Raw genomic sequence first — 21,213 nt, forward strand, 5'->3', positions numbered from 1 at the left:
TTTTTTTAGAGGAGGATATATATGAAAAATTTTAAAAAATTATTTTTACTAGGATCAGTGGTCCTATCACTTGCCCTAACAGGATGTGGCGGTGCAAAGAAAGAAGATGCTAAGGCAGAAGCTCCAGCAGATGGAGACAACAAGATTGTTATTGGTGTATCACCAACACCTCATGGAGAAATCATTGAAGGTTTAAAACCAGAATTTGAAAAAGAAGGTCTTGATGTAGAAGTTGTTAACTTTGATGACTACATTCAACCAAATCTTCAACTAGAAGCTGGTGACCTTGATGCCAACTACTTCCAACACAAACCATATCTTGACAGCTTTACAGAAGAAAGAAACATCGATGATCTTGACGTCCTAGGTTACGTTCACATCGAACCAATGGCTATATACTCTGAAAAGTATAAGTCAGTTGATGAAATCGAAGATGGTGCAGAAATCATCATCCCTAACGATCCAAGTAACGGTGCAAGAGCCTTAATCTTACTAGAAGATGCTGGTCTAATTAAGTTAAAGGACAAGACAAATCTTAACTCAACAGAAAAAGATATTGCAGAAAATCCAAAGAACTTAAAGTTCACAGCAATGGATGCACCTTCAATTGCACAAGTTTATAAGGATGCAGGTGCTGCAGTTATTAACTCAAACTTTGCAATTGGACAAGGACTTGACCCAACTAAGGACTCAATCTTCTTAGAACCAACAGATTCACCATATGCAAACTTAGTTGCAATTAGAAAAGAAGATGCTGATAAGGAAAAATTCAAAAAATTCTTAAAGGTTCTTAACTCTGAAGAAGCTAAGAAGTTTATAGAAGAAAAATTCAAGGGAGCAGTTATACCAGCTTTCGAAAAATAAAAATTTAAAGAGATCCGAGAGGGTCTCTTTTTTATGCGATTCAAAGTTAATTTACTTTTGAAAACCAAAGAGAAAAAAATAAAAATCATTTCAAAAAGCTTTTATTATAAATTCATTTATCTTTCACAAATCCATACTAAGATAAAGTCATAAATTATTAGAGGAGGAAGAATATGAAGAAGAATGACAATTTAAATAAAAACCCTGGCATGGGAAAGATTGTAATTATTATCGCCCTAGTTTTTTCCCTTATTGGGGGAATAATTGGTTCAGCAATTACAACTTACAAGCTCTTGCCACAGGGAGAAAGTAAGACATCAAATAGTGATTCCAATATTACTATTTCTGCTAAGGACAATGTCTCAGTGGCATCAGCCGTTGCCAAGAAGGCCATGTCCTCTGTAGTTGGAATAACAACTAAGGGAGTTCAACAATCCTTATTTGGACAAGTTGAGGTCCAAGGTGTGGGCTCAGGTGTAATTGTTGACCCAAAGGGTTACATCCTTACTAATGCTCACGTTGTTAAACTAAATAACCAAGTTGTAAAAGACGTAACAGTTAGACTTAACAATGAAAAGGACATCCAAGGCAAGACAATTTGGGCAGATGAAATGATTGACCTAGCCATTGTAAAGATTAACACTGATGAAAAGTTAAATGCAGCAAGTCTTGGAGACTCTGATGCTCTTTCCATTGGAGACACTGCCATAGCAATTGGTAACCCAATCTCCCTACAATTTTCTCAAACAGTAACTCAAGGTATAATCTCTGGACTTGACAGGTATGTTGGAGCAGTTAGTGGTGGAGGTTATATGACTGGCCTTATCCAAACAGATGCATCAATAAATGGAGGTAACTCTGGTGGAGCCTTATTAAATGCTGAGGGAGAAGTCATCGGTATCAACACAGTTAAGGTTCAATCAGCTGAAGGTCTTGGTTTTTCAATTCCAATAAACTTCATAAAACCAATTATTAAACAAGTTATTGAAACTGGAAAATACAAGGAAATGTCTATGGGAATGCTAACTATGAATGTTGATGTAGCAGCCCAAGTCTTAAATGAAAAGCCAGATCTTGACAAGGGAATTTTTGTCTACAAGGTTTACGATGGATCACCTGCAGCTGCAGCTGGCCTAGAAGCAGGAGACATTGTTACAAGAATTGGCAAAGACCAAGTCTCTGACAACAATGCCTTAAAGTCAATTCTTTACAAGTACCAAGTTGGTGACAAGGTAGAAATCGAATATGTAAGAAATGGCAAGAAGATGACTACTGAAGTAAGCTTCACTGACTACTCAATAGAAAATGACAAGGAAGCCCAAAAGGACTTAAGAGCCCAAAATAGAGAAAGATCTGCTGAAGAAGAAGCAAGAGCAAGAAGACAAGAAGAGTTCTTCAATAGGTTTAGACAAGAATTTGGAAACAATTTTTAAAGAAGATATAAAAGTTAAAAAAGATTTTTATAAAGTAAAAGTGACACCTCATGGTGCCACTCTTGCTTTATTTTTTTGCAATTCTTTCTAATTTATCTGCGTGGAAGGAATTAAAATATTCTTCCAAGAGCTCCACGAACCTCTTGGCGTACTTGGTGATGTAGCGATCCTTATTTTTTATGGCATAGATGCCAAGAGTCACAGGCTCATCTCCAGAATAAAGAGGGAAGATGTTGACGTCGTCATCAAACTCGTCAGTCCACCTCTTGATATTCATTTGAGAAATGAAAACTGCAGCTATTGCCTTGTTGCAAATAGATAGGGCAATCCTGGAGTAGCCTGTTTCAATGTAGTCATTGGGTCTTACATCAGCCGCCTTGAAGCTCTCGTTGATAAGGCTCCTTATCCTGTTGTCTTGTGTATATAAAAGAAAGGGAAGCTTGCTGAAGTCCTTGAGATCAACTTTCTCAATAGATTTTTTCTTTAAGGTCTTAAGATTTTTAACATGTTTTTTAAGTAGCCTATCGCTGACACAGAGGTAAAGTTTTTCGTCTAGGAGGAGGTGAGATTTTAAATTTTCATTTTGGTAGTTCTCGTCAATGGAGATGGCAAGGTCTAATTTATTTTCAAGACACATGGCCTCCAAGTCTTTGGACTGCTTCTCGTGGAGGACAAGCCCAACTTGGGGAAACTCTTCAGTAAATTTTTCTATAATCGAAGGGATAAACATATCTGCACGAGGTGAAGAGGCACCTAGGATGAGCTTACCAATGTTTTCGCTCTCAAGGTCTCTTATCTTATTTATCATGTCGGACTCATTCGTTAGGAGTCTCTCGGCATAGGCAAGATACTCCTCGCCAATTGGCGTAAGCATTAGCTTTGGCTTTCTGAAAAAGAATTTAGTCCCGTAATAGTCTTCAAGTCTTTTAATGTGGTTGGAGAGGGTTTGTTGTGAAATGTAAAGTTTTTCTCCAGTTTCATTCATATTTAAAGTCTTTGCAAGTTCTGTAAAGTAGTAGATACTTTCAAAATTCATATTTCCTCCTATCAAAAATAATTTGTCATTTATACAAATATTTATTAATTTATTTTGTCGTACTTTTATTATATACTATGTGTATGTTAATTGTGAAATAAAATATTAAGAATCCCTTATAGTTTACCAGCTTTTTTTCCTTAATATCACAATTACCGGAATCCCCTTGCACCCACCTCCTTGGGTGCTTTTTTTTTACAAAAATTTAAGTTTAGGAGATTTTAAAATTAAAAAGCTATGAACTTGTAGGAGAATAATACTTTGTAAAGATTAGTAAACTTGAAAACAACTATGATCTTATAAAGACTTGTAAACTCGTAAATAACTTTGAATTCATAAATATGTAAAAGTTGCAAATAACTTTGACTTTCTAAAAATTTGTAAAGTTGCAAGACTTGGGGACTTAATTAATATTTGAAAGCTTATTAGACATTAGAAGTTTATAAAAAATTGCGAATTGCGAATTCCTATGATGATACAAGTTTATAAAAATTTCTTACTTATAAAAATCCCCTAATTTCTTAAATATAAATCTAAAATTTTTAAATAAATTACGATAAGATAATTTTGATAAATTTTATCAAAAACCCTTTACAAAATAAATTACCTATACTATAATAAACACAGTTAATGATAGCTAATGTCATTTAACAAAAATTACTTTGATTTTGGGAACCCCATAACTCCTAAGATTAATAATAAAATTATACCAATCTTCACTCTGAAAAGAGAAATTAAGACTGCTTCGGCAGTCTTTTTTTTGCGGGAAAATGAATTTTTTAAATAAATTAAAATAATATATTAAATAATTTAAGATGCTTAGGCTTATATTAACTTATGGGAAAGTTGTGGCTTCCTTGTAAGCATATATAATTTATGGGAAATTTAATTTATGAATGTAATATTTAGCTTGACTCTATAAAAATTTTAGAGATCTTAAATGAAAAATATTGAAAAACTTCTAAGTTTGTAAATTTTTGTAGTTTAAAATTCAAACTTAGACCTAGCTTTATAAATTTAAAAACTCAAGCTAAAATCCTTTAGATAATAAAATATATTTACATAAACTTTACAAAAACTCCCCAAAATTTTAAAATATTGTATAATTAAAAATTAGAAGGTGATTAGATGTTTAATAAAAATAAATCAAAGGAGGTCAAGGCCTTTAATGTCTATGACATTTTGATTCATGGACTTTTTGGATTAATAATTGGTCTTGCCATGCTTGTATTGGCACCAGGTGGAGGGCTGCCTGACAAATTAATAAGAACTCCTCTGGTTTTAATTTTAAATTTTATCCCAATACTACTTACGGGAATTTTATTTCAAGGACTTATAGGTAGAAGAAGACCTGCCTTAATTTTAAATTCCATTTTTTACTTAGTGATTTTTGTTGTCAACAGAAATAAGGTTTTTTATAGGAATGCGCCACTTAAAATTTCTGATATTAGGCTTGCTGGCGAAGCTCTTAACATGACTAAGAATTCTTATTATCCTGACCTAAGGGGTAGTCTTACAGCTCTTGCTAGCTTAGTTGTCTTGCTTGTCATAGCATTTATATTTAAAAGTAAAAAAATTAGATTAAAGGACAGAATAATTTCAGTCCTTGTAGTTTTAATTTCATCAGCCTTGCTTATTACTTTTGTCTACTCTAAGGACGGTCTATACTACAAGCTTCCAGTTAAGGGAAATATTTACAATTCAATTGATCAGTGTAACTCAAAGGGCTTTAATTATTCCTTTTTATACAATCTGAAAAATTCTTTCATAAGGCCGCCAGAAGGCTACAATGAAAAAGAAATTGCAGAACGTGATTCCAAAGATCAAAGTAAAAACATTGAAGCCATAAAGAAGATGGAAAGACCAAACATAATTTGGATAATGGGAGAAGCCTTTACAGACTTGTCGCAAGATCCACAATTTACTTTTGAAAAGGGCAATGACCCTAACGAAAACTTTAAAATCTTGCAAGATAAATCTGTTCTACATGGAAGGGTTGTTGTCCCTGCATATATTGGTGGAACAGGCGACACAGAGTTTGATGTCTTGACAGGGGCAATGACTATTAATTGTGCACCAGACAACAACTACGCCTTTAATGCCATAAAAAGAGATGTTGGATCTCTTCCAAATCTTTTAAAAACTATTGGCTACAAGACCTATGGTTTTCACCCTGGCTTTGCCTGGTTCTATGGAAGAAAAGATGTCTATCCAAAGATTGGACTTGATGACAATATCTTCCTAGAAGATATAAAGGAACCTCTTATGAAGGGCGGATATGTAGATGAAAAACAATTCACAGAAATTTATAAGGAAAGATTTTTAAAGGCAGTAAAGGAATCTAAGGAACCAGTTTTATCTTACGCAGTTGATATCCAAAACCACGGACCTTATGATCTTAGCAAGTATGGAGAAATTTTGCCTTTCACATGTAAGTCACAACTTACTGAAGATGTGAAGAACAGTATTGGTTCTTACTTCTTGGGGGTAAAGGCCATGGATACAATGTTGGGAGAAATGTACAAGACCATGGAAGAACTTGACGAGCCAACTATTATGATCTTCTACGGTGACCACTTGCCAGGACTTGGCACAAATCAGTCAGGCTTCGATGAAATTGGAAAGCATCTTTCCAATGATAATATTGACAAGGAAGTAGAATTTTACTCCACTCCTTATATAGTAGTTGCTAATGAAAAGGCCAAGGTCCTCATGGATAAGAATAAGGTTGAAGTAAAGGATGGTCAGCCAATTGCTGCATGCTATCTTTCATCAACTGTGCTTGATATGTTGGGTTTCAACAAGGTAGATAACTTCTTTATCTACAATTCAGATTTGAGAAAGAAGCTCCCAATTATTTCAAGAAATTATGTATTTGATGGCAAGGAAGCTTACCCAAGACAAGAAGTAAAGGGTAAGGCCAAGGATTATTATGACGACTACAGGAGATACCAATATTACAGGATTAACAAGTAGGTGATTAAATGGAAAATATTTTAAATATAGTTGAAGAAATATCTGGTGAACTCGATTCCCTTAGAAAATTTATTTATGATAATCCAGAAATTGGCTTTGAAGAGTACAAGTCTTCAAAGGCCCACATAGATTTGTTAAAAAAGCATGGCTTTGATGTGGAGTGCCCTTATCTTGGATGCGAGACTTCCTTTAAGGCAGTTTACGATTCAAAAAAACCTGGGAGGACAATTTCATATTTGTCAGAATATGATGCCCTACCAGGAATTGGTCACGGATGTGGTCACAACATCCTAGGAGCTACTGCCACAGGAGCAGGAATAGTTTTGTCAAAGTTAATTGATGAAATTGGGGGAAGAGTTATTGTCTTTGGGACTGCTGCAGAAGAAGTTGGCGGCACAAAAATTGAACTTTCAAGGTCAGATGAACTAAAGGATGTTGATGTTGCCATTGAGATGCACCCAGGAGATATTAACTCAGTTACACCAAACTCCTTGGCCCTTGCAACAAGAAGATTTGAATTCTTTGGAAAGACTGCCCACGCTGCAGACACACCTCATGAGGGAATCAATGCTCTTGATGCACAAATAGTTTTATTCTCAGCTATAAATGCCCTAAGACAACAAACAAAGGACGGCTCAAGAATCCATGGAATTATAAAAGATGGTGGCAAGGCTGCCAACATTATTCCTGACTACACTGATTCAAGATTTTATGCAAGAAGTCCAGAGAAAAAATATCTCTTAGAACTTTTAGAAAAACTTGAAGCTTGTGCCAAGGGTGCTGCCCTTGCAACAGGTTGCCAAGTTAAAATTTCTGAATACGAAAAGGGAAATGATAACACAGTTAGAAATCTTGCCTTTAATGAAGTCCTAATGGAAAAAATGGAAAAGTATCTTGATGAAGAAGTTAAGGACATAGAATTAAACTCAGGCTCCACTGATGCAGGAGATATTTCTCACGAAGTTCCAACACTTCACGGCTATTTTAAAATCGCTGAAGAAGGAACACCATCTCACACAGTTGAGTTTAGGGACGCGACTATGACTGACTATGCTTTTGACCAAATGAAAAAAACTATTGCAGCCATTGTTGAAGTTGGAATAGAAGTTTTACAAAATGATGAAGTTTATGAAAAAATTATTAGTGAGTTTAAAGAAAGTGTAAAAACTGGTAAAATTATCCCTCACAAGAATTAAATAGCTATAAGGTATTAAAAAACGCCTCTCTTCTTGGTATAATATTAAGGATAGAGGTGTTTTTTTGTGAAAACAGACATATTTAAATTTAAGGGAAATGGCAAAGATAAAGTTTATCTAAAAAAAATAAGCCAGACCCTAAGAGATGGAGGCCTCGTTGTCCTGCCAACAGAAACTGTCTACGGACTTGGTGGCAATGGACTTAACAAGAGGACTTGTAAAAAAATATATGAAGCCAAGGGCAGGCCTAGCGACAACCCACTAATACTTCACATAGCAGACAATTCTCAACTAGATGATTTAGTTGCAGAAGTACCAGAAGTGGCAAAAAAATGTATTAAAAAGTTTTGGCCAGGTCCCTTAACAATAATTTTCAAGAGGTCAGACAAGGTACCTGATGAAGCGACAGGAGGTCTTGACACAGTTGCCATAAGAGAGCCAAGCAACAAGATTGCTCACGACATCCTAAAGTCAGTGGATTTTCCAGTAGCTGCCCCTTCAGCAAACTTATCTGGCAGACCTTCACCAACTAAGGTGGAACACGTAATAGAAGACCTTGATGGTCGAGTTGATATAATTGTAGATGGTGGCCACTCTGTTGTTGGAATAGAATCAACAGTTCTTGATGTGACAGTTGACCCACCAATGATTTTAAGGCCTGGTAAGATTACTCTTGAGGACCTACAAGAAGTTGATGAAAGAATAACTATTGATTCAGCAACTATTGATTCCAAGTCCCACGAAGTTCCAAAATCACCGGGACAAAAGTACAGGCACTATGCCCCAAGGGCAGAGGCAATTTGCTTTGGCGGTAGACTTGACAAACTTGTAAATGAAATCAAGAAAAATATAGAAGAGAACAAGGACAAGAAAATTGCAGTCCTTGCAACTGAGGAAACCTATGACGAGTATGAAAACACTGGTGTAGAATTACTTATAAACCTTGGATCAAGAGAGCATTTGGAAGAGGTTGCTACAAATCTTTTTGATGCACTAAGAAGATGTGACGAAGAAGATATTGACATAATTTTTGCGGAAGGTTTTGAACTTAGGGGAATGGGCCTTAGTATAATGAATAGACTTTTGAAGGCTTGCGGTGGCAAGGTAGTCATGAGAATTTAGGAGGAAATATGAAAATAGGAATTGGTTCAGATCACGCAGGTTTTTATTTAAAAAAAGACCTAATCCAATATCTTGAAGAAAAAAATATTGAAGTCAAGGACCTGGGACCCTTTGATGATTCAAGGGTAGACTATCCAGACTATGGTCATGCAGTTGGTCATGCTGTAATAGATGAAGGCCTAGACTTTGGGATAGTAATTTGTGGATCTGGAATTGGAATTTCAATTTCTGCAAATAAGGTTAAGGGAATAAGGGCAGCACTTTGCTCTGAACCCTACTCTGCAAGGCTTGCAAGACGTCACAACGACGCCAATGTATTGGCCCTTGGAGCAAGACTTATAGGTCATGACATGGCAATAGAAATACTAGATGCCTTCTTAGATGAAGAATTTGAAGGCGGAAGACACATTAATAGAGTAAATAAAATCGAGGAGGACTAAAATGGGATACACTTTAATAAAACACCCACTAATTGATCACAAGATGACAATCTTAAGGAAAAAAGAAACAAGCTCCATGGAATTCAGACAAGTTGCCAATGAAATAGCAACTCTTATGGGCTATGAAGTTACAAGAGACCTTGAAACTGAAGAAATTGAAATAGAAACTCCTATTTGTAAGACTACAGGTAGAGTTATCTCTGGTAAGAAGGTTGGAATTGTTCCAATCCTAAGAGCTGGACTTGGTATGGTAGAAGGTCTACTTACAATTATCCCTGCAGCAAGAGTTGGTCACATAGGAATGTACCGTGACCCAGAAACTCACAAACCAGTAACTTATTATTCAAAACTACCTAAGGACGTTTCATCAAGACTTATGCTTGTTGTTGACCCAATGCTAGCAACTGGTGGATCCCTAATAGAAGCTATAGACGAACTTAAGAGAAATGGTGCAAAAAACATTAAATCTATAAATCTTTTAGCAGCACCAGAAGGAGTTAAGGCAGTTCAAGAAGCCCACCCTGATGTGGAAATCTACCTTGCAGCCCTTGATGAAAGATTAAATGATGATAAATATATTGTACCTGGCCTAGGAGATGCGGGAGACAGATTATTTGGAACTAAGTAAGAGGTTAATATGTATAAATATATAATTCCTTTTTTGGCTGCCTTTATACTGACATTTATTCAAATGCCTTTTACTATAAAGATTGCTAAAAAGAAGGGTTTTTTAGATGTGCCTAAGGATGAGAGACGTGTCCACAAAAAGCCTATACCAGTAGGCGGTGGCATAGCCATGGTAATATCCGTATCCATCCTCATGGTCTATTTTCTGCCAATAAATAAAAACTTAATAATGGCACTTATTGCTTCTCTTATCATTGCCATATCTGGACTTTATGATGACAAGGAAGGTCTAAGTCCCAAGTTAAAATTTCTTTTTCAAATTTTAGCTGCAGTAATATTAATTATTGGCGGTATGAAAATTGAATTTTTTACAAATCCCTTTGACTCCCATGATGCCCTACTTATTTTAAATATCTTGTCCATACCAGTAACAATTTTTTGGGTTTGCGGAATAACAAACACAATTAACTTAATTGATGGACTAGATGGATTGGCATCAGGTGTCTCAATGATATGTGCCATCTCCATGTTCTTCATAACATACAAGATGGGAAGGTACGATGTGAGCCTTGTATGTGCCCTAGTAGCAGGAGCATGTCTGGGATTTTTACCCTTCAACTTCAATCCGGCAAAGATATTTATGGGAGATACGGGAGCCCTTTACCTTGGATTCATGCTTTCATATATAAGTATTTCTGGATTTTTAAAACAAGCTGCTATCTTAATGATATTTGTGCCAGTTTTAATCCTAGGAGTGCCAGTATTTGACACAGCCTTTGCCATGGTTAGAAGGAAATTATCAGGCAAGTCCATGGTGGAAGCCGATAAGGGTCATCTTCACCACAGACTTTTGAAGATGGGACTAAATCAAAGGCAGACTGTTGTAATTCTCTATTCTATATCTGCAATCTTTGGAGTTCTTGCAAACTTAATTTCAAGATTCCATTCATCCATTGCCCTTGTAATCTCAATAGGAGTTTTACTTATAATAATTGCAACGGGAGTTGCAGCAGGTATGTTAAAAAACAAGGAGGAATAAATTGAAGGTATTATTTGTATTTGGTACAAGACCTGAGGGCATAAAGATGGCACCAATAATAAAGGAAATTCAAAAGAGAAAGAACCTTGAGTGCTATACCTGTGTCACAGGTCAACACAGAGAAATGTTGGACCAAGTGCTAGAAATTTTTGATATCAAACCAGACTATGATTTAAATATTTTTAAGAAGGGACAATCCCTTACAGATGTAACTACAAAAACCCTTCTAGGTCTAGAAGAAATTTTAGATGAATTAAAACCAGACATCTTGCTTGTCCAAGGAGATACTACTACAGTATTTGCTGCAGCCCTTGCAGCCTTTTATAAAAAAATAAAAATTGGTCACGTAGAAGCAGGCTTAAGATCAGGCAACCTTTTTTCACCTTATCCAGAAGAAGCAAACAGGAAGCTAACAGGTGTTATTTCAAATTATCATTTTGCTCCAACTGAATCAAACAGGCAAAACTTAATAAATGAGGGCTATGATGAAAAAAATATTTTCATAACTGGAAATACTGTTATAGATGCACTCAAATATTCTGTAAGAGAAGATTTTGTTTTTGACGATGAAATTTTAAACGATTTAGATTATAATAGAGATGTAGTGTTACTTACTGCACATAGGAGAGAGAATTGGGGCAAGCCAATGGAAGATATTTTCAAGGCTATAAGGCGTGTAGTCTTGGAAAAAGAAAATCTTGAAATTGTATTCCCAAGACATTTAAATCCTATAGTAAGGGAAGCTGCTGAAAAGTATTTTGCTGATTTAGATAGGGTTCATTTAATTGAACCACTTTCCTACCTTCCTTTTTCAAACTTAATGGCAAGGGTAAAATTTGTCGTTACAGATTCAGGAGGTGTTCAGGAAGAAGCACCTGCTCTAGGGAAACCCGTTCTAGTTCTTAGAAATGAGACAGAGAGAATGGAGGGAGTAGAGGCTAAGACTGCAAAGCTTGTTGGTACAAAAGAACAAGATGTTTATGAGTCTATAGTTGCCTTACTTGAAGATAAGGACCTATATGACGAGATGGCAAAGGCTGTTAACCCTTATGGTGACGGTCATGCTGCAGAAAAAATTGTTGATGTACTAGAAGGTATGATTTGATTTTAGGATATTAAATCTATTTAGCTAGCAGTATAAATTGGCATAGCTTTTAGCAAAAGTTGAAATAAGAGAGAAATAATATTTTTACTCGCACAACTTGTACAAATCAAAGGGAGAGATTGTTTTACTAGTGGCAATTGCCACAGGGAAGTAATAAGGAGGAAAACATGGAAGATAGAATTGTTATAGCATCAGCTGCAAGAACAGCTGTAGGTAGTTTTGGAGGACAATTTAAGAACACTTCAGCAGTAGAACTTGGTTCAATTGCAGCAAAAGAAGCTCTTAAGAGAGCAAATGTTAAGGCTGATATGGTAGATGAAGCTTATATCGGTAATGTTCTTCAAGCAGCACAAGGACAAAACGTTGCAAGACAAGTTGTACTTGGAGCAGGAATTGATATTAAGACTCCAGCAGTTACACTTAACATCGTTTGTGGATCAGGACTTCGTGCAGTAAGTTTAGCAGCTCAAGTTATTAAGGCAGGAGATGCTGAAATCGTACTAGCTGGTGGTACTGAATCAATGTCAATGGCACCTTACGCTCTTACAAACGAAAGATGGGGAGCAAGAATGGGCGACAAAAAAGTTGTTGATACAATGATTAACGACGGACTTTGGGATGCTTTCAACGACTACCACATGGGTATTACAGCTGAAAACGTAGCTGAAAAATATGGAATTACAAGAGAAATGCAAGACGAACTTGCTGCAAGATCTCAAAACAATGCAGAAAGAGCTAAAAAAGAAGGAAGATTTAAAGACGAAATCGTTCCAGTAGAAATTAAAGATAGAAAAGGCAATGTAACAGTTTGTGACACTGACGAATTCATTAGAGACGGTGTAACAGCTGAAGGACTTGCAAAACTTAGACCAGCTTTCAAAAAAGACGGTACAGTTACAGCAGGTAACGCATCAGGAATCAACGACGGTGCAGCTATGCTTGTACTAATGAAAGAATCTAAGGCAAAAGAACTTGGAGTAGAACCTCTTGCATACATTATTTCTTATGCAACAGCAGGTGTTGACCCTAAGATTATGGGTACAGGACCTATTCCTTCATCAACTAAGGCACTTGAAATTGCTGGACTAAAGGCAGATGACCTTGACCTAATCGAAGCTAACGAAGCTTTTGCTGCTCAAGCTGCTGCAGTTAACAAGGAAATGGGCTTTGACATTAACAAAGTTAACGTAAATGGTGGAGCTATTGCAATAGGTCACCCAATTGGAGCAAGTGGTGCTAGAATCTTAACAACTCTATTATTCGAAATGAAGAAGAGAGATGCTAAGAAAGGACTTGCTACACTTTGTATCGGTGGAGGAATGGGAACAGCTCTTATCGTAGGAAGGGACTAAGCTAGATGGACTATAAATATCTAATAGTAGAAGAAAAACCTAATGGAGTTATTCTTATAACACTTAGTAGAGAAAAGAGCCTAAACGCACTTAACTCTGCTATGTTAAAAGAAATTCACCACTTCTTCTCAAATGTTGATGAAGATGTAAGATGTATTATAATAACAGGTGCAGGCAAATCCTTTGTTGCCGGTGCCGATATTGCAGAAATGGCAAACTTCACAGCTAGTGAAGCCTACGACTTTGCAAAACTTGGTATGGATACTTTCATGGAAATTGAAAAATGTAGAACACCAGTTATTGCGGCAGTTAATGGCTTTGCCCTTGGTGGTGGATGTGAAATTTCTATAGCTTGTGACATAAGACTAGCATCTACTAAGGCAAAATTTGGTCAACCAGAAGTTGGTCTCGGAATCACACCAGGATTTGGTGGAACACAAAGACTTTCTAGAGTAATAGGACCAGGATACGCAAAGGAACTTATCTATACAACAGAAATGATTGGTGCTGACAAGGCTTACCAAATTGGACTTGTAAACCACGTTTACGAACCAGAAGAACTTATAGATAAGGCTATTGAAATGGCAAACAAAATTGCATCTCACGCTCCTAAGGCTGTTGAATACGCTAAGCAATCTATTATCAATGGATCCCAAACAGATATTGATACAGCTATGCAAATTGAAAAAACTCACTTTGGCCTATGTTTTGCAACTAATGACCAAAAAGAAGGCATGGATGCATTTTTAAATAAGAGAAAATCAGAATTTACAGGGGAATAAAAGAGGGGATAACAATGAAAATAGCAGTAATTGGATCAGGTACTATGGGAGCAGGTATTGCTCAAGTACTTGCAACTCATCATGAAGTAATAGTTAGAGACATTGCACCAGAAGCATTAAAGAATGCTGAAAGCAAAATCGTAAAGGGTTACGAAAAAAATGTTTCTAAAGAAAGAATGACAAAAGAAGAAATGGATAAGGCTCTGGCAAATCTTAAATATTCAAGTGATATTGAAGATGTAGTTGACTGTGACCTTATCATTGAAGCAGCTACAGAAAATCCAAAAATCAAAAAAGCTATCTTTACAGAATTATGTGAAAAATGCGAAGCAAAAACTGTTCTCGCATCAAACACTTCATCTCTTTCAATAACTGACATTGGCGCAGCTACAAAAAGACCTGAAAAAGTAATTGGCATGCACTTCTTCAATCCAGTTCCAGCAATGAAACTTGTTGAAGTAATCTCTGGAAAGAAAACTGATCCTAAAGTTAAGGATATGATTATTGAACTTTCTAAAGAAATTGGCAAGACACCAGTAGAAGTTGACGAAGCACCTGGCTTTGTTGTAAATAGAATTTTAATTCCAATGATCAACGAAGCAATTGGTATTTACGCAGAAGGCATTGCATCAGTTGAAGACATTGACACAGCAATGCAACTTGGCGCAAACCACCCAATGGGACCTCTTGCACTAGGAGACCTTGTAGGACTTGATGTTGTTCTTGCAATTATGGAAGTTCTTTACAATGAATTCGGCGATCCTAAGTACAGACCTCACACACTTCTTAAGAAGATGGTTAGGGCTGGACTACTTGGAAGAAAAACTGGCGAAGGATTTTACAAATATTAATTTCAAAAAATTAGGGGAAGGCGAGAGCCTTCTCTTTTTTTTATGTTAATTTATCATAACGAGTGCAACACAAAATATCTAGGATATGGATTTTACCAAAACAATGAAACCCAATTAAAAGTACACAAAGAAATCCTAAAGAAACTAAAGGGAAAACTAAAACCAGTAACAAGCAGAAGTAATGTACTAGGCTATAGGAAAAGAAGAATAAAAATTAACCAAATCATAAGAGGATGGATACAATATTTCAAACTAGCAAATATGAAAAACCACTTTCAAAAACTAGACGAATGGTTAAGAAGAAGAAGAATAAGAATGTGTGCATGGAAGACTTGGAAGAAAGTAAAAACAAAATTTACAAATCTAGTAAAATTAGGGATAGCAAAATTACAAGCTTGGAAAAGGGCAAACACGCACAAATCCTATTGGAGAATAGCCAAAAGTCCAGTACTAAGCAGAGCTCTTAAAAATAAAAGAATAGCTGAAAGGGGCTATATATCCATAGTCAGCTATTACAATAAAGTTCATATTAAACTGTAGAACCGCCGTATACGGAACCGTAGGTACGGTGGTGTGAGAGGAGGTAGATGAATTAATCATCTACCTCCTACTCGATTTGGTATAATAAGATAATAACGATATCATAAAATATTTTATATTCATTGACTTAAAAATAATTTGTTGTATGATACAATTAAAATAATTTTATAGGAGGATTAATATGAAGAAAGAATTAGATATAAAGAATATACTTTTTATTTCTTTAACTGCTTTACTATTCAGTTATTTGGGAACTAAATTATACTTATATTCTGGAAATAAAGCATTGATGGCTGTAATGGATATTGTATATTATGTATTTATAGTTGTTGGTTTTGTAAAAATATTTAAAGCTATGTTTAAAGATAATATTAAGTTTTCAAATAATGAAGTTTTCTTTATGATAGCTGGTGCTATTTATACTTTTAGTTTAGTATTAATTCAAGAATTCAATGATATACATTCGAGAAGTCTAATTTTTTCTATTATATTGATACTTTCTTCAATTTATCTTATTAAAATCAAATTAAAAGTTTAATATATTTATTAAATTAGGGAATTAAATTGAAAAAAAGGTTCTAATGTATTAATAAATCTTAAAACGATTATAAAATGTATGTTGTATGTAGATAAAAAATATATTTTGGTTTGTTTATCAGAAGCTTCATTTAACGGATTAAAAAGGAGGACATTGAAGTCCTCCTTTTTTGTTAGGTTAATAATATTTTTAATTCTTTGGAATTTTAATTGTGTTTTTACTTTATCATCTTATTTTTTCGGCATTTGTTTTAAAATTTTTTCTTACTATAAAATAAGCTTTCACGATTTTTTTTAATGAATTATAGGATTTCTAAAATTTCTTTTATGGAATCAATTTTGTATGTCGCATCCTTGCCTTCCTCTGCTGGTCCAAAGCCGTAGGTGCAGAAGATGCTCCTCAGATTATTTTTGTGGGCTGCGTCCATGTCGTGGTGTCTATCGCCAACAAAGATAATTTCTTCTCTAAGATTTTTTCTATCTTGTCTAATGATCTCGTCCTTTGGGATGAAGTCAAAAGTTTCTGCTGCGTAGTATGTTTTGAAATATTTTTTTATGCCATAGATATCAAGGGCTTGGTCCAGGTAGGACTCACGACAGTTGGAAAGGATGTAGAGGTCGTAATTATTTGAGAGTTTTTCCAAGACTTCCTCTGTTCCGTCATAGAGCTTGCCGACTTTGTTTTTTATATTTTCGTCCATCCTTTGACCAACATGAGCCATTACTTTTAACTTGAAGTCTTCATCAGCATCAGGTGCTAAGAGGTCGTAGGCAAAGTTCGGTTTCTCACCTAAAAATCTTTTTACATTGTCTTCAGAAAGTTCAAAGTCTTTGGCATAGCCATGGTCCTTTAAAATTTTTACTCCCTCAGAGAAGGCAGGGTAATAAATTTTTATGGTGTCGTGAAGAGTCCCGTCAAAGTCAAAAATTATGCTTTTGACATTTTTCAAATCTTCTCTTATAGAATTTTTATCCACGAATCTCACCAAGTAGGTTTGCCATTTCAATAGCAGCTGTTGCAGCATCGAAGCCCTTGTTGCCAGCCTTTGTACCTGCTCTTTCAATAGCTTGTTCTATATTTTCTGTTGTTATAACTCCAAAGATAATTGGCACTCCAGTATCAAGTGAAGATGATGCGATTCCCTTGGCAACTTCAGCTGATACAAGTTCGTAGTGGGTAGTTGCTCCTCTTATAACCGCGCCTAGGGCAATAACTGCGTCGTATTTTTTGCTTTGAGCAAGGGCCTTTGAAGCTAGTGGAATTTCAAAGGATCCTGGTACCCAAATCACTTCGATTTCTTCCTCCTTAACTCCATGCCTCTTTAGTCCATCGAGACAGCCATCCAATAACTTTGAAACTATAAATTCGTTAAATCTTGCTAAAACTATTGCGTATTTCTTTCCTTGTGATTGTAAATTTGCACTGTAAACTTTCATAATTCCTCCAATTTTATTTTAAATTTTATTTTTAATTTACTAATTATTTGTTTGTATTAAATTCTGATAAGATGTGGTTCATCTTTTCTGCCTTAGTCCTCAAATAGAACTCGTCGTGTTTTGTTGAGTGAACTTCTATTGGAACTCTTTCCTTTATAATCATGCCAAACTCTTGAAGTGAATAGACCTTGTCTGGATTGTTTGTAAGAAGCCTTAACTCTTTAACACCAAGGTCCTGAAGAATTTGAGCACCAGTTGCATAATCTCTTGCATCTTCTGGGAAACCTAGAGCCAAGTTTGCCTCAACTGTATCCATGCCTTGGTCTTGAAGGGCATAGGCTCTGATTTTATTTACAAGTCCAATTCCACGGCCTTCTTGACGCATGTAGAGGAGGATGCCTCTGCCTTCCTTGTCAATTTGGTTCATGGCAAGGTGGAGTTGGTTGCCGCAGTCGCATCTTGATGAACCGAAGCAGTCGCCAGTTAGACATTCAGAGTGGACTCTTGTTAGGACGTCCATGCCGTCGCCAATTTCTCCCTTAACAAGGGCAATGTGGTGTTCGCCAGTTACCTTATCAATGTATGCATGGGCCCTAAAGTCTCCAAACCTTGTTGGAAGTTTTGCTTCAGCAACTTTTTCTACGATTTTTTCGTGTCTCTTCCTATAGAGAAGGAGCTCTTCAGTTGTTGTTATCTTCATGTTAAGCTTTTGGGCAAGCTTGAAGAGGTCTTCGCCACGCATCATGTGACCATCATCTTGCATTATTTCACAGCAAAGTCCAACTTCTTTAAGACCAGCAATCTTCAAAAGGTCAACAGTTGCTTCAGTGTGGCCACGTCTTACAAAAATTCCATCTTTTTTTGCAACAAGGGGGAACATGTGACCAGGTCTTCTAAAGTCTTCTGGCTTTGCATCATCTTCTGCAAGTTTGTTGGCAGTTAGGGCTCTCTCCCAAGCTGAGATTCCTGTAGTTGTATCTACGTGGTCAACGGAAACTGTAAAGGCAGTTTCGTGGTTGTCTGTGTTATCTGCCACCATTTGATTTAATTTTAATTTTTCTGCATACTCCCTAGACATTGGCATACAGATTAGGCCCTTGGCAAGGGAAGCCATGGTGTTTAGACTTTCACCAGTGGCAAACTCTGCTGCCTGAATCATGTCGCCTTCGTTTTCTCTGTCTGGCTCGTCAGTTACTATAATGATTTCGCCCTTTTTAAGAGCTTCAACAACTTCTTCTATAGAATTAACTTTCATTTTATCTCCTCTCAATTTAAAAACCATTTTCTAGTAAAAATGATTCAGTAATTTTGCTTTCACTTTTTGCATTTACAAAATTGTAGACATAGCGACCAATGATGTCGGTCTCAATATTAATCATGTCTCCAACTTTTTTATTTATAAGATTGGTGTCCCGAATAGTTGTTGGAATAATTGAAACTTCAAAATATTTTTCTCCAACTCTTGAGACAGTAAGACTTATACCGTCAAGGGCAATAGATCCCTTGGGGGCAATGTATTTAAAATTATCAGAGTCAAACTTTATCCTGTAGACAATTTCATTTCCGTGGTTGAGGATAGAAATTATTTCGCCAAGTCCATCAACATGGCCTTGGACTATGTGGCCGTCAAGTCTCTTTGCAGGACTCAGGGCTCTTTCAAGATTTAGCTTTTCTCCTCTTTTTAAATTTTTAAAAGTTGTGGACTTTATTGTCTCTACCATTACATCAGCCTTGTAAAAGTCTTCGTCTAAGTCTGTTACTGTAAGGCAAACTCCATTTGTTGCAATGGAGTCGCCAATCTTTGTTCCCTCCAAAACTTTTTTGCAGGAAACTCTTAAGCTGTAGAGATCGCTTTCTCTTTTAATATCAGATAGGCTGCCAATTTCTTCTATAATTCCTGTGAAAATTTTAATCACACCTTCCAGTGACTAGTATGTCATCAAATAATTTTTCGCACTTCATGTCCTTAATCCTAATTGCATCCTTAAGCTGGTCTATTTCAAGATCACCTATGGCAGGTATTCCCTTGGATCCAAGGAGGATTGGAGCAATGAAGAAGTAAAACTTATCAACTAAATTATTTTTTAGCATTTCTGCATTTAAGGTCCTTCCACCTTCAAGTAGGATAGAAGAGATGTCGTAGTCTTTTAATTTTTCCATAAGTTCTTTAAGGTCAACCCTCTTATCTTTGTCCTTACAAATTATGACTTCAACATTTTTCATAGCTTTTAATTTTTCTAACTTATCCTTGTCGCAGGATTCTGTTGTTGCTATTATTGCGATTGAATCTAAATCATCACTTAGGACCTTTGCATCAAGGGGGATCCTCAAGCTTGAATCTGTAATAATCCTAATGGGATTATTTTTATATTTGCCATGGCGGGTGTTAAGAGTAGGGTTGTCTGCAAGGACTGTTCCAATCCCAACCATTATTGCATCAAGTTGGCCTCTTAATTCATGACCGTGAGCTCGTGAAAATTCTGATGTGATCCACTGGGACTCGCCAGTCTCTGTTGCAATTTTCCCATCAAGGGACATGCCAGCCTTTAGGACCACAAAGGGTCTCTTATTTTTTAAGTAAGTGAAGAATCTTTCATTTAGATTTAAACATTCTTCTTCGCAAAGACCTTCTGTAACAGAGATGCCTGCATCTTCCAAAATTTTTATTCCCCTGCCAGAAACTTTTTCAAAGGGGTCAGCTGTTCCAATGACAACTCTTCTAATTCCTTCCTTTACAATTCTCTCAGCGCAGGGAGGAGTCTTCCCATAGTGGGAGCAGGGCTCAAGGTTAACATAGAGGGTTGCACCTCTTATGTCTTCGCCACGAGATTTGGCATCTAGGATGGCATTTACTTCTGCATGGTTTTCGCCAAACTTTAGGTGGGCGCCTTGGCCAATTATCTTGTCATCTTTTACAATTACGCAGCCAACAAGGGGGTTGGTCTTTGTCTTGCCAGTTCCCTCCCTTGCAATTTCAAGGGCACGTTCCATATAAAAGATATCGTTAAAATCTTCTAAATACATTAAATCACCTATAAAAAAAGAGCCCATGCAGGGCTCAAAAAATTCAAAAAATTATCTTCTTTCATCCAGACTATACTGTCGGTATTGGAATTGCACCAATTCAGCTTTCGCTCGCGGACTTTACCGCCGGTGAGGAATTGCACCTCGCCCTGAAGAGTTTTATTAACTTATAAATTTATAATAACACTAGAAATTAAATTGTCAAGAAAAAGTAAATCATTTTCCTTCCTTGATATTTTTCATTAGGCTAATGACATCTTCAAAGACAGAGTCTATGTCCCTGTCGGCATCAATGATATAGTCAGCGTAGGGGTCAAGGTCTTCTAAGACATCAAGCCTCTTTTCTATATCATTTTCATTGTCGTGCCTCTTTATCATCCTGTCCCTTAAAGTATCCCTTGAGCACTTTAGATAAATTGATTTGGCATTTTCAAATTCTTTTTTTATAGCTATGACGCCTTCCTTGTCGACAACAATTACGCAGTCCTTGTCCTTGTTGTTATTCTTTTCAAGGTCTTCCTTTAAAGTTGAGTAGTAGTTGCCTACGTAGCAAGTTGTTCCAATAAATAAATTGTCCTTGTCCATCTTCTTAAAAAGCTCTGAGTCAATGAAGTTATAATCCATACCATCAACTTCAGAGATTCTTGGTTTTCTTGTAGTGTAAGTAATAATTTTTTCGATTCCGTGTGAAGTCAGGGCATTTCTTATAGTAGACTTGCCTGAGCCAGAGTGTCCTAGTATTAAATAAATCATAATTGCTCCTTAAATTTTAATTTATTAAAGTATAACATATTTTTTCTATTATACTTTACAATTATAAAAATTTGAAGTAATATGGAAAAGATAAAATAT

Annotated in this window: 21 protein-coding genes and 1 riboswitch; of the genes, 14 read left to right on the forward strand and 7 right to left on the reverse strand. The window is 36.1% G+C overall.

Annotated elements, in window-relative coordinates; translation table 11 throughout:
* The first annotated feature begins 21 nt into the window (after positions 1 to 21).
* Positions 22 to 864 (forward strand): MetQ/NlpA family ABC transporter substrate-binding protein, encoded by an 843-nt coding sequence (locus ACWPVO_RS07020; RefSeq protein WP_148465647.1) that lies wholly within the window; start codon positions 22 to 24, stop codon positions 862 to 864.
* 173 nt (positions 865 to 1,037) lie between these two features.
* Positions 1,038 to 2,297: a S1C family serine protease gene (locus tag ACWPVO_RS07025; RefSeq protein ID WP_454207439.1), complete on the forward strand. Its 1,260-nt coding sequence runs from the start codon at positions 1,038 to 1,040 to the stop codon at positions 2,295 to 2,297.
* 67 nt (positions 2,298 to 2,364) lie between these two features.
* Here the strand turns inward: ACWPVO_RS07025 and ACWPVO_RS07030 are convergent, their stop codons facing one another.
* A complete protein-coding gene (locus ACWPVO_RS07030) occupies positions 2,365 to 3,333 on the reverse strand; it encodes a LysR family transcriptional regulator (protein WP_454207440.1) in 969 nt (322 codons plus the stop codon).
* Positions 3,334 to 4,461: 1,128 nt separating this feature from the next.
* Between ACWPVO_RS07030 and ACWPVO_RS07035 the strand changes: the two genes are divergently transcribed.
* From ACWPVO_RS07035 to ACWPVO_RS07090, 12 genes are all read left to right on the forward strand, one after another.
* Entirely contained in the window at positions 4,462 to 6,309 is a 1,848-nt protein-coding gene (locus ACWPVO_RS07035; RefSeq protein ID WP_454207442.1) for an LTA synthase family protein, read from the forward strand.
* An 8-nt stretch (positions 6,310 to 6,317) separates the two neighbouring features.
* Positions 6,318 to 7,505, forward strand: coding sequence for a M20 family metallopeptidase (locus tag ACWPVO_RS07040; RefSeq protein WP_285044362.1), 1,188 nt, complete (start codon positions 6,318 to 6,320; stop codon positions 7,503 to 7,505).
* A gap of 66 nt (positions 7,506 to 7,571) precedes the next feature.
* Positions 7,572 to 8,627, forward strand: a complete 1,056-nt coding sequence (locus ACWPVO_RS07045) for an L-threonylcarbamoyladenylate synthase (RefSeq protein ID WP_454207445.1) — start codon at positions 7,572 to 7,574, stop codon at positions 8,625 to 8,627.
* A gap of 8 nt (positions 8,628 to 8,635) precedes the next feature.
* Positions 8,636 to 9,067 (forward strand): ribose 5-phosphate isomerase B, encoded by a 432-nt coding sequence (gene rpiB, locus ACWPVO_RS07050; protein WP_005957310.1) that lies wholly within the window; start codon positions 8,636 to 8,638, stop codon positions 9,065 to 9,067.
* Between the two features lies 1 nt (position 9,068).
* Positions 9,069 to 9,695 carry a uracil phosphoribosyltransferase gene (gene upp / locus ACWPVO_RS07055; protein ID WP_005957347.1) on the forward strand — a complete coding sequence of 209 codons (627 nt, stop codon included), beginning with the start codon at positions 9,069 to 9,071 and terminating at the stop codon, positions 9,693 to 9,695.
* A gap of 9 nt (positions 9,696 to 9,704) precedes the next feature.
* Positions 9,705 to 10,733 carry a glycosyltransferase family 4 protein gene (locus tag ACWPVO_RS07060; RefSeq protein WP_005957336.1) on the forward strand — a complete coding sequence of 343 codons (1,029 nt, stop codon included), beginning with the start codon at positions 9,705 to 9,707 and terminating at the stop codon, positions 10,731 to 10,733.
* Between the two features lies 1 nt (position 10,734).
* Positions 10,735 to 11,838, forward strand: a complete 1,104-nt coding sequence (gene wecB / locus ACWPVO_RS07065) for a non-hydrolyzing UDP-N-acetylglucosamine 2-epimerase (RefSeq protein WP_454207448.1) — start codon at positions 10,735 to 10,737, stop codon at positions 11,836 to 11,838.
* 167 nt (positions 11,839 to 12,005) lie between these two features.
* Positions 12,006 to 13,190 carry an acetyl-CoA C-acetyltransferase gene (locus tag ACWPVO_RS07070; protein ID WP_060800448.1) on the forward strand — a complete coding sequence of 395 codons (1,185 nt, stop codon included), beginning with the start codon at positions 12,006 to 12,008 and terminating at the stop codon, positions 13,188 to 13,190.
* Between the two features lie 5 nt (positions 13,191 to 13,195).
* Positions 13,196 to 13,972 carry an enoyl-CoA hydratase-related protein gene (locus tag ACWPVO_RS07075; protein ID WP_285074338.1) on the forward strand — a complete coding sequence of 259 codons (777 nt, stop codon included), beginning with the start codon at positions 13,196 to 13,198 and terminating at the stop codon, positions 13,970 to 13,972.
* Between the two features lie 14 nt (positions 13,973 to 13,986).
* On the forward strand, positions 13,987 to 14,823 hold the full coding sequence (locus ACWPVO_RS07080) for a 3-hydroxyacyl-CoA dehydrogenase family protein (protein WP_195445638.1): 837 nt from the start codon (positions 13,987 to 13,989) through the stop codon (positions 14,821 to 14,823).
* Between the two features lie 42 nt (positions 14,824 to 14,865).
* The gene (locus ACWPVO_RS07085) at positions 14,866 to 15,363 is read left to right on the forward strand and encodes a group II intron maturase-specific domain-containing protein (RefSeq protein WP_454207451.1); all 498 of its coding nucleotides are present in this window, start codon (positions 14,866 to 14,868) and stop codon (positions 15,361 to 15,363) included.
* A 181-nt stretch (positions 15,364 to 15,544) separates the two neighbouring features.
* The gene (locus tag ACWPVO_RS07090; protein ID WP_454207453.1) at positions 15,545 to 15,901 is read left to right on the forward strand and encodes a hypothetical protein; all 357 of its coding nucleotides are present in this window, start codon (positions 15,545 to 15,547) and stop codon (positions 15,899 to 15,901) included.
* Positions 15,902 to 16,202: 301 nt separating this feature from the next.
* On the opposite strand, the gene ACWPVO_RS07095 is transcribed toward ACWPVO_RS07090, so the two are convergent.
* From ACWPVO_RS07095 to ACWPVO_RS07120, 6 genes are all read right to left on the reverse strand, one after another.
* Positions 16,203 to 16,877 carry an HAD family hydrolase gene (locus ACWPVO_RS07095; RefSeq protein WP_454207455.1) on the reverse strand — a complete coding sequence of 225 codons (675 nt, stop codon included), beginning with the start codon at positions 16,875 to 16,877 and terminating at the stop codon, positions 16,203 to 16,205.
* The gene (gene ribH, locus ACWPVO_RS07100; RefSeq protein ID WP_005957919.1) at positions 16,870 to 17,337 is read right to left on the reverse strand and encodes a 6,7-dimethyl-8-ribityllumazine synthase; all 468 of its coding nucleotides are present in this window, start codon (positions 17,335 to 17,337) and stop codon (positions 16,870 to 16,872) included. Before ribH ends, ACWPVO_RS07095 begins: the two co-directional genes overlap by 8 nt.
* Positions 17,338 to 17,380: 43 nt before the next feature.
* On the reverse strand, positions 17,381 to 18,592 hold the full coding sequence (locus tag ACWPVO_RS07105) for a bifunctional 3,4-dihydroxy-2-butanone-4-phosphate synthase/GTP cyclohydrolase II (RefSeq protein WP_454207457.1): 1,212 nt from the start codon (positions 18,590 to 18,592) through the stop codon (positions 17,381 to 17,383).
* Positions 18,593 to 18,608: 16 nt separating this feature from the next.
* Positions 18,609 to 19,253 carry a riboflavin synthase gene (locus ACWPVO_RS07110; protein WP_454207459.1) on the reverse strand — a complete coding sequence of 215 codons (645 nt, stop codon included), beginning with the start codon at positions 19,251 to 19,253 and terminating at the stop codon, positions 18,609 to 18,611.
* A complete protein-coding gene (gene ribD / locus ACWPVO_RS07115) occupies positions 19,246 to 20,361 on the reverse strand; it encodes a bifunctional diaminohydroxyphosphoribosylaminopyrimidine deaminase/5-amino-6-(5-phosphoribosylamino)uracil reductase RibD (RefSeq protein ID WP_454207461.1) in 1,116 nt (371 codons plus the stop codon). The genes ACWPVO_RS07110 and ribD overlap by 8 nt, the downstream gene beginning before the upstream one ends.
* Positions 20,362 to 20,410: 49 nt before the next feature.
* A riboswitch (FMN riboswitch) is annotated at positions 20,411 to 20,522 on the reverse strand.
* A 55-nt stretch (positions 20,523 to 20,577) separates the two neighbouring features.
* Positions 20,578 to 21,114, reverse strand: a complete 537-nt coding sequence (locus ACWPVO_RS07120) for a guanylate kinase (RefSeq protein ID WP_195445441.1) — start codon at positions 21,112 to 21,114, stop codon at positions 20,578 to 20,580.
* Positions 21,115 to 21,213: the final 99 nt, after the last annotated feature.

Source organism: Peptoniphilus sp. Marseille-Q6390 (assembly GCF_965119475.1).